This is a genomic window from Vibrio sp. 10N.261.52.C11 (assembly GCF_041471405.1).
Classification (GTDB): domain Bacteria; phylum Pseudomonadota; class Gammaproteobacteria; order Enterobacterales; family Vibrionaceae; genus Vibrio; species Vibrio crassostreae_C.
The window spans coordinates 21,014-36,388 of record NZ_JBFROI010000032.1; the positions used below are offsets into that span (position 1 = coordinate 21,014).

Annotated in this window: 15 protein-coding genes and 1 riboswitch; of the genes, 5 read left to right on the forward strand and 10 right to left on the reverse strand. The window is 45.5% G+C overall.

Features of this window, described 5'->3' with window-relative positions; translation table 11 throughout:
• Positions 1–43: 43 nt before the first annotated feature.
• Genes AB4323_RS13185 through AB4323_RS13195 form a run of 3 tightly spaced genes read left to right on the forward strand, consistent with a single transcriptional unit; the run spans position 44 to position 2,152 of the window.
• Entirely contained in the window at positions 44–904 is an 861-nt protein-coding gene (locus tag AB4323_RS13185; RefSeq protein ID WP_372102432.1) for a DUF692 domain-containing protein, read from the forward strand.
• Entirely contained in the window at positions 901–1,692 is a 792-nt protein-coding gene (locus AB4323_RS13190; RefSeq protein ID WP_372152681.1) for a DNA-binding domain-containing protein, read from the forward strand. Before AB4323_RS13185 ends, AB4323_RS13190 begins: the two co-directional genes overlap by 4 nt.
• Position 1,693: 1 nt before the next feature.
• Positions 1,694–2,152, forward strand: a complete 459-nt coding sequence (locus AB4323_RS13195; RefSeq protein ID WP_017061322.1) for a DoxX family protein — start codon at positions 1,694–1,696, stop codon at positions 2,150–2,152.
• Between the two features lie 99 nt (positions 2,153–2,251).
• On the opposite strand, the gene AB4323_RS13200 is transcribed toward AB4323_RS13195, so the two are convergent.
• Both AB4323_RS13200 and AB4323_RS13205 read right to left on the reverse strand, forming a co-directional pair.
• Positions 2,252–2,533 (reverse strand): hypothetical protein, encoded by a 282-nt coding sequence (locus tag AB4323_RS13200; protein WP_009848181.1) that lies wholly within the window; start codon positions 2,531–2,533, stop codon positions 2,252–2,254.
• A gap of 102 nt (positions 2,534–2,635) precedes the next feature.
• A complete protein-coding gene (locus AB4323_RS13205; protein WP_198599892.1) occupies positions 2,636–3,835 on the reverse strand; it encodes a multidrug effflux MFS transporter in 1,200 nt (399 codons plus the stop codon).
• A gap of 101 nt (positions 3,836–3,936) precedes the next feature.
• On the opposite strand from AB4323_RS13205, the gene AB4323_RS13210 reads away from it, so the two are divergent.
• Positions 3,937–4,878 (forward strand): LysR substrate-binding domain-containing protein, encoded by a 942-nt coding sequence (locus tag AB4323_RS13210; RefSeq protein WP_008221529.1) that lies wholly within the window; start codon positions 3,937–3,939, stop codon positions 4,876–4,878.
• Positions 4,879–5,000: 122 nt separating this feature from the next.
• Positions 5,001–6,815 (forward strand): aminopeptidase P family protein, encoded by a 1,815-nt coding sequence (locus AB4323_RS13215; protein ID WP_372152683.1) that lies wholly within the window; start codon positions 5,001–5,003, stop codon positions 6,813–6,815.
• Positions 6,816–6,929: 114 nt separating this feature from the next.
• On the opposite strand, the gene thiH is transcribed toward AB4323_RS13215, so the two are convergent.
• The 8 genes from thiH to AB4323_RS13255 form a co-directional block, all read right to left on the reverse strand.
• Entirely contained in the window at positions 6,930–8,042 is a 1,113-nt protein-coding gene (gene thiH, locus AB4323_RS13220; RefSeq protein ID WP_372135352.1) for a 2-iminoacetate synthase ThiH, read from the reverse strand.
• A gap of 7 nt (positions 8,043–8,049) precedes the next feature.
• A complete protein-coding gene (locus tag AB4323_RS13225) occupies positions 8,050–8,814 on the reverse strand; it encodes a thiazole synthase (protein WP_065584384.1) in 765 nt (254 codons plus the stop codon).
• Positions 8,815–8,816: 2 nt separating this feature from the next.
• A complete protein-coding gene (gene thiS, locus AB4323_RS13230) occupies positions 8,817–9,026 on the reverse strand; it encodes a sulfur carrier protein ThiS (RefSeq protein WP_017061316.1) in 210 nt (69 codons plus the stop codon).
• Entirely contained in the window at positions 9,023–9,805 is a 783-nt protein-coding gene (locus AB4323_RS13235; protein WP_372152685.1) for a ThiF family adenylyltransferase, read from the reverse strand. The genes thiS and AB4323_RS13235 overlap by 4 nt, the downstream gene beginning before the upstream one ends.
• The gene (locus AB4323_RS13240) at positions 9,795–11,087 is read right to left on the reverse strand and encodes a thiamine phosphate synthase (protein WP_017061314.1); all 1,293 of its coding nucleotides are present in this window, start codon (positions 11,085–11,087) and stop codon (positions 9,795–9,797) included. Before AB4323_RS13240 ends, AB4323_RS13235 begins: the two co-directional genes overlap by 11 nt.
• The gene (gene thiC / locus AB4323_RS13245; protein ID WP_102333086.1) at positions 11,087–13,036 is read right to left on the reverse strand and encodes a phosphomethylpyrimidine synthase ThiC; all 1,950 of its coding nucleotides are present in this window, start codon (positions 13,034–13,036) and stop codon (positions 11,087–11,089) included. The genes AB4323_RS13240 and thiC overlap by 1 nt, the downstream gene beginning before the upstream one ends.
• Before the next feature lie 130 nt (positions 13,037–13,166).
• Positions 13,167–13,265: riboswitch (TPP riboswitch) on the reverse strand.
• A 62-nt stretch (positions 13,266–13,327) separates the two neighbouring features.
• Positions 13,328–13,711, reverse strand: coding sequence for a fluoride efflux transporter CrcB (gene crcB, locus AB4323_RS13250; protein ID WP_004736665.1), 384 nt, complete (start codon positions 13,709–13,711; stop codon positions 13,328–13,330).
• A 100-nt stretch (positions 13,712–13,811) separates the two neighbouring features.
• Positions 13,812–15,194 carry a multicopper oxidase family protein gene (locus AB4323_RS13255; protein ID WP_372152687.1) on the reverse strand — a complete coding sequence of 461 codons (1,383 nt, stop codon included), beginning with the start codon at positions 15,192–15,194 and terminating at the stop codon, positions 13,812–13,814.
• Positions 15,195–15,375: the final 181 nt, after the last annotated feature.

Below are 15,375 nucleotides of genomic sequence, written 5' to 3' on the forward strand. Positions count from 1 at the left end.
GCTGACATTCAGCTCACCTCCACTTCTTGTTAGGAGAATCGTTGTGACTCAAACTCTTCACCCCTACGCAGGGGTTGGCCTTAGAACACCGCACTTGGACTTCTTTAGCCAAAATCCAGCCTTAGTAAGTTGGTTAGAAGTTCACAGCGAGAACTACTTCTTAGCTCAATCACCGCAACGACAACAACTCAGAGAAATTCGTCACGCACACAACATCAGTTGTCACGGTGTTGGGTTGTCGCTAGGTTCTGTTGAGCGCATCAATCAACATCATCTTGTGCAATTAAAAGAGCTCATTGATGATATCGAACCCTTCTTGGTTTCTGATCATCTCAGTTGGAGTCAGACAAGTGGTCATTATTTCAATGACTTGCTACCGCTGCCTTACACAGAAGAAGCATTGGAAGTCTTCTGTCGTAATGTCATCGAGGTTCAAGACAGCTTGCAACGCCCGATGTTGATTGAGAACCCATCGAGCTACCTATCCTTCAAGCATTCTACTATTCCTGAGTGGGAGTTTTTGGCTGAGGTACAAAAGCGTACTGAGTGTCGCCTACTGCTCGATTTCAATAATATTTTCGTCTCATCTTTTAATCATGGCTTTAGTTGTGAAGAGTACTTAAACGGAATACCAGCAGACAAAGTTGAAGAGATTCACTTGGCAGGTTTTACCAAAAAGAAGCTTGAACAAGGTGAGATCTGGATAGACACACACAGTAAACCTGTCTGTGACGAAGTGTGGAAACTCTACACTGACTGGGTTGCACAACATGGTTTGCGCCATACCTTGATTGAGTGGGATCTCGATATCCCAGAGCCACAAGTTTTATTGGCTGAAGCAACCAAAGCCAGTGATATCTTGTATCAACACGACAAGTTCAACCAAAGGAGTCGCGCCTCATGAGCCACTCCCTAGCAGAGGTTCAATTGGAGTTTGCTAACGCCCTACGCTATCAAAACAATGGTGAGTACTGCGACATAGTGAGCGACCATTTTACCGATGAACAACGCATCCAGATTTACCGTAATAACTTTGTGATCAGCTTGAGCGAAGTTCTGGCAGCAACCTACCCACTCACTGAAATGTTGGTTGGTGAAGAGTGCTTCCAACAGATGGCTCGTCAACATGTCTTACATTATCCATCGACCTCTGGTGATGTCAGTGGTTACGGTGAACACTTTGAACAGACTATCCAAGCCTTTCCTGCCGTTATTGAGGCTGCACCTTATCTCGGTGAAGTGGCTTTGTATGAATGGCAGAAAGATAGCTTGGTAAGGTTTTCGTCACAAGCACATGTCGACCAGAGACCTCTTTCTTGCCTTGCAGATGTACCACAAGAGCAACAAGGCGCTTTAGTCTTTCATCTCAAAGATTCAATAACACTGATTCATTCTAGTTACACGATTATCGCGCTTGAACACGCCATCTATCAGCAGCAACTTGATGGGCTAGACATCAACCAAGCTGAATTTGGGGTGTTAATCCGAGCTGAATTTGGGGTGTTAATCCGAGCTGAGAATTCACAGGTTGAGAGCCATAGTTTGAGTGAAGAGAGCCACAAACTCCTCACTGAATTGCAATCAGGTCGAACACTCTCAGCAATCGATCCTTTATTACTACAACATCTGAATACTGTTATGGCGCTAAACGTCATCTCAGGTTTTTCAATCAATGCCGAATTGGAGGCATAACATGGATAACAACACAGTCACGAACATGATGGCTCAATACGACAGTTTGATTGAGAAATCACAGGCACTTTTTGTTCCAGTGCTTCTACTATTTTGTCGCCTTTGGGTGGCGTGGGTATTCTTTAATTCTGGACTCACCAAGATAGCTACTTGGGATAGCACGCTTTACTTGTTTGAATTGGAATACCAAGTGCCACTGCTACCTTGGGAATTGGCTGCTTACATGGGCACTGCCGCTGAGTTAATTCTACCGATGTTTTTAGCGCTCGGTTTATTAACACGACCTATGGCTGCGGTGTTGTTCGTTTTCAATATCATTGCTGTCGTGTCTTACCCTGTATTGTGGGATCAAGGCTTCTACGATCATCAGCTTTGGGGGTTAATGATTCTTATCGTTGTCGTGTGGGGCGCAGGACCATTCTCACTTGATAGAGTTTTGAAAGCGCAGTTCAGGAATTAAAATAAGTTTTCACCTCTTTTGAACTGCTAAAGCTAAATGCTACAGCCCAAACGCAAGAAACCAATCAATTGAGTGGTTTCTTTTTTAACTGGGATAAGCTTACTTATTTAGAAAAGCTTGTAGCTCTTCAGCAGAGATGCCTTGCTCTGCAAGTTCTTTTGCCAATAGCTGAACCTGCTCACCCTTACGAGACTCTACCACACGCTGAAATTGGTAAATGATATCTCGCAAAGTATCGATTGGAACTTGTTTTGCCGCACTGCGAATACGCTCTTCACTTTGGTTGCCTAGCTCTTTAAGCAGTTTACCAAACATGACCTTTTCAGGTGCATCTTCCATTTGTTCTAAGACGCGCGCCATTTCGTAGGTTGTTAATGACATTACAGTATTTTCCGTTGGGGACTAACGTTTCAATGAGTGACAAATATACCATGTTTTAACGTTTCGAAAACCGCCATTTGTATATTTTGTCACCCTTGTAACTTATGCCTTAGCAAACGTCGTGTGCCAAGACTTACCCGCTTTGCTCGCAAGCACTAATAACGCAGGAACAATCAGGAACATTTGCAGAGCAATCATCACTTGCGACGTTAAATCAAGACGTTGCATGGTACCCACAAGAAGCCCTGAACCGCTCATTTGGAACAAGCCAAGCAGCGCAGCAGCTGTACCCGCACGGTCACCGAAAGGTTCTAGAGCTTTACCTGCCGCAGCACCAAGAATCCAAGCAAAGCCAACTGACGATAAGAAGATCGGTAGCATGAACGCGATTGGAGTAGCGTGCTCAGCAAGCACCAACATAATCACACCCGCTAAGCCCAGCGTCGAGATACCAACCACCAGTGCTTTATAGGTACCAAAACGGTCCATAAATTTAGGTGCAGTAAACGCAGCTGCAATGTTGATGGCCGCATTAACACCAAACCAGAAAGTAAACTCTTTCATGGTTAAGCCAAGGTTCTCCATCAACACAACCGGTGCTGAGGTTACATAAGCGAGGATCACTGCCATCGCCATCAAACATAGAGTTGCGTGGAATAGGAATGAAGGTGTTTTTAATACTGACCAGTAGCGCTCTAGTTTGAACACCGCTACCTTTTCCGTCACCGGGTTCGATTCTTTCATTTGGAAGAATAAGATAGTACCGACAACGACGGCAAAACCCGCCATAAAGCTGAAGTTCGAACGCCAGCCAAATTGATGAGTTAACCAAGCGCCAAGAATCGGTGCCAATGCAGGAATAAAGCAAATAGCACCATTAAGGTAGCTGATCATTCGGCCACTCTTCTCTGGACCAAATAGATCGCGAACCGTTGCAAAGGCAGCTACAGAAGTCGCACAAGCTCCTAAGCCTTGTAGCAGCCGAGCTATTAGCATCATATCAATCGATTGAGCTGCCCACGCCAAGCAAGCACTCAATGCATAGATACTAACACCTCCCAATGCAACGGTTCGACGTCCTAGCTTATCCGCCAAAGGGCCGGCAAATAGTTGGCCGACACCCATGGCAAATAAAAACCAAGTAATCGTATCTTGTGCTAGTGCATGTTCCACGTGAAACGCTGTCGAAATTTGTGGCAGAGCTGGCAGGTAGATATCAATAGCCAAAGGGCTAAAAAGAACCAGCATTGCCAATAAAGCAACCTGCAGTTTACTAGGGGTTGGAAGCGCGTTAGAAGGCACAAGATTCTCCGGATGAGTTAATTTAGGTGCATAATAACCAACTAATGATATGAACAAAAATGGCATATAATCATTAGCATTATTCCAATAAGGAAACTCACATGAATATCGAGAAACTATCGCGCCTCGACCTCAATCTACTAGTTTGCTTGCAGGTGCTAATGGAAGAGCTGAGTGTTACACGCACTGCACATCGATTGTGCCTGAGCCAGTCAGCGGTGAGTAAATCATTGGCCAAACTTCGCGAACAATTTAATGACCCTCTTTTTACGCGAAGTGCACACGGCCTACGCCCGACACCAAAAGCAGTGTTCCTTAAGCCACGGTTGGAAACACTGATCAATCAACTTGATGTGCTCACCCAACCGGAGACATTCATTCCCAACAACAGTGACCACAGTTTTCACATTGCAGCGGTTGAAAGTGTCTACCCGTTGATTCTTCCTCACTTCTTGCCCGCGATTTTTCGCCAAGCACCGAAGGTAAATATCAACACTCACGCTTGGACGGAGCAAACCTTTAAGAAATTACAGCTTGGTGAACTCGATATCGGACTCACGGGTAAAGACATCGACATCAACGACGCGCGTTTAACCATGTTGCCGCCAGATGATATTTGCGAACAAGAGATCTACCGAGATGCACAGATGTGTGTATTGAGACGTAACCACCCTGCTCTGAGTGGTCAATGGGATCTGGAAACCTACCTTGCACAACGTCATGTACAAGTAAGGTGTGATGGAAACGATCGCTGGCTACTCGATTACAAACTAGCTGACCTTGGTCACCAACGTGATATTGCTATCTCTGTGCCCGACTTCAACAGTGCGGCAAGCCTGTGTACCTACACCGACTTTGTATTTACCGCACCAAGCCACTTCACCCATCTTGTCGCGAAGCAACTCGACTTAGTGGTTGTGCCTCTGCCAATGGAATTTCCACCAATGGCATACACCCTGTTTTGGCACCGTGATAGAGAAAACGACCCAGCCTTAACTTGGTTGCGAGATATCATCAAAGAAAAAACTCTGCACCTCAGATAAAAATGGCGTTCAGCGTTTGCAGCAAACGAACAAAAGCGCTAGCTTATTGACCTAATAAGTCCCCTCGCATTTATATCGACTGTGAGTGTTAACAAGGACCCTAACAATAAGGATAAACACAGATGCACAATATCACTGCGGAACGCGTTACTGCGGTTCGAGCTTGGCTTGAAGCAAACCACTTAGATGCTGTTATCATTCCACATGAAGACGAGTACCTAGGTGAATACGTTCCAGCTCACAACGAGCGACTTCACTGGCTAACCGGTTTCACTGGCTCTGCAGGTGCGGCTGTTATCACTCGCGAAAACGCGGCTATTTTTGTTGATGGTCGCTATACCGTCCAGGTTCGTAAACAAGTACCTGGTGAGCTATTTGAGTATCGCCATCTTATTGAAGAACCGGCTTTAGATTGGATCATCAATTCACTCGCACAAGGCAGTAAAGTTGCATTCGACCCACGCATGCATACGGCGGCTTGGTTGAAAGGCGCACAAGCTAAACTAGCTGATAAAGTAGAACTCACAACACTAGCGGCAAACCCGATTGATGAGCTTTGGTCTGATCGCCCTGAGCCTGTTGTATCTGATGTTCGCCTCATGGCAACCGACGCCGTTGGCCAATCAAGTGAAAGTAAGCGTGAAGAAATTGCAAGCCTACTAAAAGCCAAAGGCACTGATGCCGCTATCCTTACTGAGCTGGATTCAATCTGCTGGTTACTCAACATTCGTGGTTTAGACGTATCTCGTCTGCCGGTTGTGTTATCTAATGCAATCATTCACGCCGATGAAAGTGTCGATTTCTTCTTAGACCCCGCTCGTATCCCTGCAGGCTTTGAAGCGCACGTTGGTAATGGTATTCGTGTTTCTCACCCATCTGAGCTTGAAGCCCGCCTTCAATCTTTAGAAGGTAAGAATGTGTCTGTTGATTCAGGCACAAGCAATGCTTGGTACACGCTTGTTCTCCAAAACGCCGGTGCTCATATCATTGAAGCAGCCGACCCATGCCTAATGCCAAAAGCCGCGAAGAACGAAACAGAAATTGCCGGCATGAAAGCGTGTCACATCCGTGATGGCGTGGCGATGGCAAAATTCCTATCTTGGATTGATGCAGAAGTGGCGCAAGGTAATCTGCACAACGAAGCGGTACTAGCAGACACAGTACAGTCATTCCGTGAACAAGACCCAACACTGATGGATCTAAGTTTTGACACGATTTCAGCTGCAGGCGGTAACGCAGCAATGTGTCACTACAACCACGAGAATCAACCTGAACCAGGTCAGTTAGAGATGAATACTCTTTACCTAGTCGATTCAGGCGGTCAGTACCTAGATGGTACAACCGACATCACTCGAACTATCGCGATTGGCCAGCCAAGCGACGAAATGATCCAGCAGTTCACGTTAGCGCTTAAAGGTCACATCGGTATCGCGCGTGCACGTTTCCCACAGGGTACTCGTGGTTTCCAACTTGATATTCTAGCTCGCCAACACTTATGGGCAGAAGGCTTCGACTACGACCACGGTACTGGTCACGGTGTTGGTCATTTCCTAAGTGTTCATGAAGGTCCGCAAAGCATCTCTAAGAAGCTAATCGATGTACCTCTTGTTGAAGGCATGGTGTTATCAAACGAGCCGGGTTACTACCGTGCAGATGAATTTGGTATCCGTATCGAAAACCTAGAACTGGTGGTTGAGCTGCCAACTCAAGGTGACTTCTCAGTACTAACGTTTGAGTCGCTAACACGTTGCCCTATCGATAAGCGCAACATCAACGTCGATTTACTGACACGACCTGAACTTGCATGGCTTAATGATTACCACCAGAAAGTATGGAACGATGTTAGCCCATTAGTTGAAGGTGATACATTGGAATGGTTACGCCAATCAACCACTCCACTTGCTCATGCTCATGCTCATGCTCATGCTCATGCTTAATGCTTAGCTAATTCAAACTTAATGAAATGAAAAACGGCCACCTTAGGGTAGCCGTTTTTATTTGTCGATTTAACTTCGTCGATGTTTCACGTGGAACATAAATCTGCGTGTTCGCTAACCAGAGTAAGCACTGTGCCAGTTTCTCCACACAGGATCAAAACCACGTTGACGAATCATTGACTCAACATCGGCAGCACTTCGCTCATCACTTATTTCAAATTGCTCGAGTTCTTCTTCATCAGAAGCATAGCCACCAGGCTGGGTTTTAGACGCAGCCGACATACTGGTGATTCCCAATGGCAACACATTGTCACGGAAAGCTGCAGACTCACGAGTCGAGAGAGACAATTCAACCTCAGGGTTTAATAAACGATACGCACAGATAAGTTGAACCAACTGTTTATCACTCATAATCGATTTAGGCTGCAAACCACCCTCACACGGACGAAGACGTGGGAATGAAATCGAGTAACGTGTTTGCCAATAAGTACGCTCAAGATAGTCTAAGTGAGCGGCCACGAAGAAACAGTCGGTACGCCAATCTTCCAAGCCAATCAAAGCGCCAATACCTATCTTATCAATACCCGCTTTTGCCAAACGATCGGGCGTTTCGAGCCGGTATTCAAAATCCATTTTATTGCCACGCAAGTGGTGTTCCGCGTAGGTACTTGGGCTATACGTTTCTTGGTAAACCATCACCGCATCTAAGCCGAGAGTTTTAAGCTCTGCGTAGTCATCTTGATCAAGCGGCTGCACTTCCATCGCAAGATAGTTAAATTGTGCCTTAATATTCGGTAGCACTTCACGGAAGTACTTCATCCCGACCTTGGTTTCATGTTCACCAGTCACCAACAATACACTATCAAACTTCATCTTTTTGATAGCGGCACTTTCAGCATCGATTTCATCTAAAGTAAGTGTGCGACGCTTAATGCGGTTCTCCATTGAGAAACCACAATACGTGCACGCATTCGCACATAAGTTTGAGAGGTACAATGGAATATACAACGACATTGTATTGCCGAATCGCTTGCGTGTGAGTGCCAACGATTGTTGCGCCATCTGCTCTAAGTAAGGTTCTGCTGCCGGAGAGATAAGAGCCTTAAAGTCTTCCAAGTCGCGTTTAGGTTTACTCAGAGCGCGCTCAACATCCGCTGCCGTTTTACTGAAGATGGACATACCAATGTCATCCCAGTTGAGCTGTTTAAATCGATCAACAAACGTCATAAGGACACTACTCGTCTAGGAATGAAGTTAGCGGACTAGAAGCAACCGCATGAGACACCTGTCCAGCAAGACCAGAAAGGTAAGCCATACGGCCAGCTTCAACTGCCAGTTTAAAAGCAATCGCCATATCAACGGGTTGTTGAGAAGCCGCAATTGCAGTATTAACTAACACGGCATCCGCGCCCATTTCCATTGCACGAGTAGCATGAGATGGCGCACCAATACCAGCGTCAACAATCACAGGGACGTTCGCTTGGTCGATAATGATCTCTAAGAAGTCTGCCGAAGCGATACCTTTGTTCGACCCAATCGGCGCACCTAGCGGCATAACCGCAGCACAACCCACCTCTTCCAATCGTTTACACAACACTGGGTCAGCATGACAGTAAGGCAACACAACAAAGCCATCTTTAACCATTTGCTCAGCCGCTTTTAATGTCTCAATTGGGTCTGGCATCAAGTACTTTGGATCAGGGTGAATTTCCAGTTTGAGCCAGTTTGTGCCTAGCGCTTCGCGAGCCAAATGCGCAGCAAAGATGGCATCCTTCGCGTTCTTCGCCCCGGAGGTATTTGGTAACAAGTTCACGCCAGCATCAATGATGGGCTGTAAAATATCATCTTGCTCAGAGCGAATATCAACTCTCTTCAACGCCATGGTTGCCAGTTGAGAACCGGAAGCTTCGATAGCACTCGCCATTAAATGTTTATTCGCGAACTTGCCCGTTCCAGTAAAGAGTCGTGATTGAAATGTTTTATCTGCGATAGTTAACATAGTTAGCCTCCTGCAATAGCTTGGAAAAGAGAAATAGCATCGCCTTCATTGACGACCCTTTGTTGCCACTGACTACGCGGGACAACCGCATTATTGATAGCAAAGACACAACCCAGATCGGGTAGTGAAAGCGCTTGGATGATATCCGCTAGAGACGACGATTGTGCAACCTGTTCTGGTTGCTCATTGATAGAGATCGTTATGTTGCTCATTGGGTTTCTTCTTCTAAATAGTTAACTGTAGATGTGCAGCAAACGGGGCATTCACTATCTTGAGTGACACTTAAGTTTTGCCAGTTCATCGTCTGACCATCAAACAGTTTGAGCTGATGTGTTGCAACCTGGAACTCGCCGGTGCTAATACGTTGAATCGCTGCCAGTGCTTGGAGGTTGCCTATGGTGCCAACAACTGGGCCGATGATGCCGCTATCGCTACAACGTGTCGTTTGTGGATGATGACTGAACGGGAACAAACAGTGATAGCACCCTTTCTTCATCTGATAATCAAAGACAATAAACTGACCTTTCCATCCGATCGCAGAACCAGAAACCAAAGGTGTCTTGCTACCAAAACATGCTTGGTTAACCTGCTGACGTGACTCAAAGTTGTCAGTACAATCCAACACCAAATCAGCGAGCATCACCTCAAGCTCAAGCTGGCTCTGAGTCATTCGCCTATTGATGGTTCTCACTTGGTTTCGACCATTAAGCTCAGTCAGTTTTTGCTTCAGAGCTTCGACCTTAGGCGAACCTAACTGGCTTTCCTTGAACGCAACTTGTCGTTGAAGGTTAGACGAATCCACACAATCATCATCAACTAATACGATTTTCCCGATACCGGAAGCCGCAAGATAGAGAGCCGCAGCATTGCCTAAGCCACCACAACCGATGACCAATACATGGCTATCTAATAGATTGCGTTGCCCTTGCTCACCCACTTCAGGAAGTGCGAGTTGTCGTTGATAACGAATGAATTCGAAATCATTCAGCATGACTTAGCTCCTGAGTTACCTCTTTAGCAGCACCTGAAGAACGGTCAGCCATTAATGCTTCGAAGAACTCAATCACTTGTTTTGGGTCTTCGGCTAACGTAATCGCACGTACAACAGCAAGGCTCGATACCCCACAACTCCACACCTGTGCGGCCGTCGACTGGTCAATTCCACCAATCGCAACTGTCGGATAACCGGTGAGTTCTTCTGTGTATGGGATAGTATCAATCAGCTGCTGATAGAGAGATAAACGCACAAGTCCTTGAGGCTTCGATGGCATCTGCTTAGTGGTGGTTGGGAATATATGCCCCAGCGCAATATAGCTTGGGTTGATTTGCACAATGCGTAGCAACTCGTAATAACCATGAGTCGATAGACCGATCTTAATACCAGCTTGGCTCAGTTGAGATAGGTTGGATTCTTCGATGTCCTCTTGCCCCAAATGAACACCAAAAGCATCATGCTTAAGTGCCAATTGCCAATAGTCATTGATAAAAACCTGAGCGTTGTGCTCTCTACCGAGTTCGATAGATCGCGCGATTTGTTGTTCTAAATCTGCTTGCTGTGGGTTCTTAATACGCAGTTGAACTGTGTTAATTCCAAGCTTGAGCAGCCTTTCGATCCACTCAACATCATCAACCACTGGGTATAGTCCTAGGCTACTCTTACTCAATTCCGGGAACGACAGTGATGTTCCTTGGTGCGCCCAACCAACACTAATATCCAGTCGCTCATCTTCGAGAACGGGAATAGGAAAGTTTTGATAGTTTGCTGGCCATGTTCCACGTGAAACACTAGATGCTGCGCGAGCTAAAACCAGTGCATCTTCTAATGGGAATTCCAACGCCAACAAAGTAAGTAACCAAGCAAAGTGACCACGACTATCTAACTCCTGATGAGCTGGAGTTTCACTCTTGATAGCACGATTAGAATCTAGCTGTGACCAGATATCCAATGCAGCTGAGTCATCTAAGACACCGATATAGATGGTATTCGGAGTTTGTGCCAAGGCATCGCGGACACCAGCTAGCGCCACTGAATGACTGTAATAAACGATATGATCAAGCTCACTTGAGCGACACTCCGCCAATGAATCAACATCATGAGCAAAACCAATAGATAACGCTTGCTGAGCATCAACGATAGAGAAGCATTGAGTTGGGCTTACACCCAACTCAACTGCATCGGTTGCCAAGCCTTGTCGCTTAGCAACCAATAGACAGCTTTGCACCTCTCCCGTTAGCTCAATATTTTGAGATGGGATAAGAATCTTCACTGTCATTATTCCTCTAATTGAGCTTCTTTTGCGCCTACTGCTGGGTGATAAAGTTCAGAGCCAGTATCACGGAACTCTTGTGATTTCTGACGCATCCCTTCCAACGGATTATCAAGCATCTTAATCTCGATAGCCTGATCAGCAGCCACTTGTTCAGTGTCTTTCGCGTACTCTCGAACTTCTTGAGAGATCTTCATTGAACAGAATTTAGGTCCACACATAGAGCAGAAGTGAGCAACCTTGCCCGATTCTTGTGGCAGGGTTTCATCGTGGAAAGAACGGGCTGTTTCTGGATCTAAAGCTAGATTAAATTGGTCTTCCCAACGGAATTCAAAACGAGCTTTAGATAATGCATTATCTCGGATTTGTGCGCCCGGATGCCCTTTTGCCAAGTCTGCTGCATGTGCTGCCAGCTTGTAAGTAATCAAGCCAGTCTTCACATCTTCTTTATTTGGTAAGCCCAAATGCTCTTTAGGTGTTACATAACAAAGCATCGCACAGCCGTACCAACCAATCATCGCCGCGCCAATACCAGAGGTAATGTGGTCATAACCCGGTGCAATATCAGTGGTCAGCGGGCCTAACGTATAGAAAGGCGCTTCATGGCAGTGCTCTAACTGCTCATCCATGTTCTCTTTAATAAGATGCATAGGTACATGTCCAGGACCTTCAATGATCACCTGAACATCGTATTCCCAAGCCACTTTAGTTAACTCACCTAGAGTACGTAACTCCGAGAACTGAGCCTCATCATTGGCATCTGCAATAGAGCCAGGACGTAGGCCGTCACCTAGTGACAAAGCCACATCGTACTTCGCACAGATCTCACAGATCTCGCGGAAGTGTGTGTATAGGAAGCTTTCTTGGTGATGTGCAAGACACCATTTCGCGATAATAGAGCCACCACGAGAAACAATACCTGTCACACGCTTAGCCGTCATAGGAACATAACGAAGAAGCAAACCAGCATGGATAGTGAAGTAATCAACGCCCTGCTCCGCTTGTTCAATCAAAGTATCGCGCATCACTTCCCAGTTAAGGTCTTCGGCTACGCCATTCACTTTCTCAAGCGCCTGATACATAGGAACCGTACCAATCGGCACTGGGCTATTACGTAGGATCCATTCACGAGTCTCGTGGATATTACGGCCAGTAGAAAGATCCATTACGGTATCGCCGCCCCAGCGAGTCGACCATACTAGCTTCTCAACTTCTTCTTCAATCGAAGAGCTTACAGAAGAGTTACCGATATTGGCGTTCACTTTCACTAAGAAGTTTCGGCCAATAATCATAGGTTCTGATTCTGGGTGGTTGATGTTTGAAGGGATGATAGCTCGGCCTTCAGCGACCTCTTTACGCACGAACTCAGGGGTAATTTCTTTTGGCAGGTTTGCGCCAAAGTTATGGCCTGGGTGTTGGTGATTAAGCTGTTCATCAGCGAACTTCTGACGCCCCATGTTCTCACGTATCGCAATGTACTCCATCTCAGGAGTGATAATTCCCTGACGAGCATAATGCAGTTGAGTTACACATTGGTCGCCAGTAGCGCGACGAATTCGAGGCAGGTTTCCGTAACGAAGGTCGTCTAGGGTTTCATCTTCTAAACGTTCTTTGGTGTAAACAGAGCTTACATCATCGAGCAATTCCGTATCACCACGCTCTTCAATCCATTGCTCTCGCAACTTAGGAAGGCCACTATAAAGGTCTATTTCATGCGTAGGATCGGTATAAACACCTGAGGTGTCGTAGACATGAATTGGCTCATTAGGTTCGAATACAGGCTCTTTTTTGCTGCCACCAACAAGGCTATCTGCGAGGGATATTTCTCGGACAGGGACTTGAATGTCCGCTCGAGACCCTTGGATGTAAGCTTTTTTTGAGTTTGGATAAGGTTGTACAGATAAAGAATCAATGAAATTCTTCGCTTCCAGTCTTGCTTGTTTACGACTCGACATAGCATTTTTCCTTGGCTTTTAGCCATTATTTATAGGGATAAAAATGCTTGACGGATAAGATGCTACAAGAGGGATCACAGCAAGAAAATGCAGTTGTGATCTGGAGATAGATCTCTAGAAGGATTCTAGTTAGATATCTACTCTTGTTCCCTTCGCAGGTATTAGCCTGATCAGGTTCAACGGATCCCGAGTTAACGGTCTCAGCCATATGGCACTCCGACAAGTACGATCGAGTATATAAAAACGGCTTGGATAAACCAAGCCGAGTTTTTAACAAATCGTAAGAAAGTTTTAAGACTTTATCAGAAGTTGGAAGCCGATCCATGCGGCTGAAATACTGAGAACCACATTGAGCAGTACATTGAGCCCCATCTTGAAGAACGCACCCTGCTGCATAAGAAGCACGTTATCCATCGAAAACGTAGAAAATGTCGTCAGGGCTCCAAGGAAACCAAGACCGATAATTTGTCTCCACGGCTCCGTCGCAACCATCTCATTTTCAAACGCGGCGATGAGCAATCCCATAATCAAAGAGCCAATTACGTTAACAGTCAGCGTACCGTAAGGAAAACCACGCCCTAACATCACAACGCATAACTCTGAAATCAAGTAACGTGAACAAGCACCAAACGCGCCACCGATGGCGATAAAACCTAGAATAGATAACTGACCCATGAATCCTCCCAAACAATAATCCCTATATTCTAGCTTTAACGCCGATAAAAGCGAGGGTAGAAACTAAGAATGCATGCGCAAATATTAAACGTTACAGGTGTCACTTAACTTCAATATATCCCATCAAACCCGTTTTCATGTGTTCTATAACATGACAATGATACATCCAGCGGCCAGGGTTGTCGGCTACAAATGCAGCTTTAGCGCGGCCATTTTTTCCAAGTAACACTGTATCAGTATGGAAAGGTTCTTCAACTTTCTTCCCATCAAGTTCCAATACAGTGAATGTATGGCCGTGAATGTGAATCGGGTGATGATATTGAGTGACGTTCTTAAGATCGAATATATAGGTTTTTCCCAGCTCTAAAGTCGCCAACGGTTCAGGGATATTATCTTTGCTCATCCCCTCCCATGCTCGTTTATTAGTTAGCCAAAACTTAGGCATAGATTTTCCATCTTTAGATACTGGAGAAACCGCCCCTTCCCATTCAAATAAAAAGTCGATTTCTTCTGCATTAGCCAAATCTAAATTGGGCACAGGATTAAGGGGTAAAGAAGGCAGAGAGCGATTCTCAACAAGGGTTGAATCTACAACCTCGAACTCACACAAAGAGAAAGGAAAGCGTCCTTTCATTTGAAGGACGCTAACTCGCCCACCGGCTTTGGGTGCTATCAGTCCAATATCCACTCGCATCCCTGGACCAATTTTATGTTGCGTCAGCTTATAAGGTGTTTTTACAGGGTTACCATCAATGGCAATCACCCATGCCTCAGCCCCTTCGACAGCAATAGGATAAGTGATCGTATTATCGACATTAGCGATACGTAGCCTAGTCGTTGCATGTTGTTTTAACTGATAGATAGGCTCATGTATTCCATTAACGCTACTCCACTCTCCTGGCGTACCCATACGAGCACTGAGTCGTGGGATCATTAGATCTTTCCATTGGCCTTTCTTATCTATATGCCAATGTTTAAGCATCAGTGCGTGCTCTTCATCAAACTGCACTGGAATGCTCTCGTCTACGATAATTAGACCAACCAAGCCCATACCAAGCTGCTTAACGCTGTTCATATGTGGGTGATACCAAAACGTGCCAGCATCTGGTGGCGTAAATTCATAAATGAATGTTTCACCTGGCATGATCAGTGGTTGGCTCAAGAAGGGAACCCCATCCATTTCGATAGGAATCCTTAAACCATGCCAATGAATAGTTGTCGGTTCTGATAGCTTGTTGGTAAAACGGATCGTTACCTTTTCACCTTGTCGACATCGAATCGTTGGTGCTGGAATCTGACCATTAAAGCCTAGAATATCAGTCTCAAACCCCGTCACGAGTTCAGCGGTTGAAGGCTCTGCCGTTAAGTCATAAACATACTTTCCTTGTTCATCAACCGACCGTTTCATTGAGCAAGCGGGCAGTACAGTGAGTGCAGATATAGCGAGAGATGATTGAATAAACTTACGACGGGAGATATCCATATTTGTTGCCTTTTAGTAATAACGACTAAAATTTAACAAAATATTGAGAACAGTTCTCATAAAGAAGCGTAGTTTGTGCTGTTGGTTGTTTATAAAAGAGACTGGGATAAGTAAGCACTTACACTTTTAAGGCCAGGTTTTATTAAAAGCAGGAATTACCGACTAATACCAATTAAAGTAA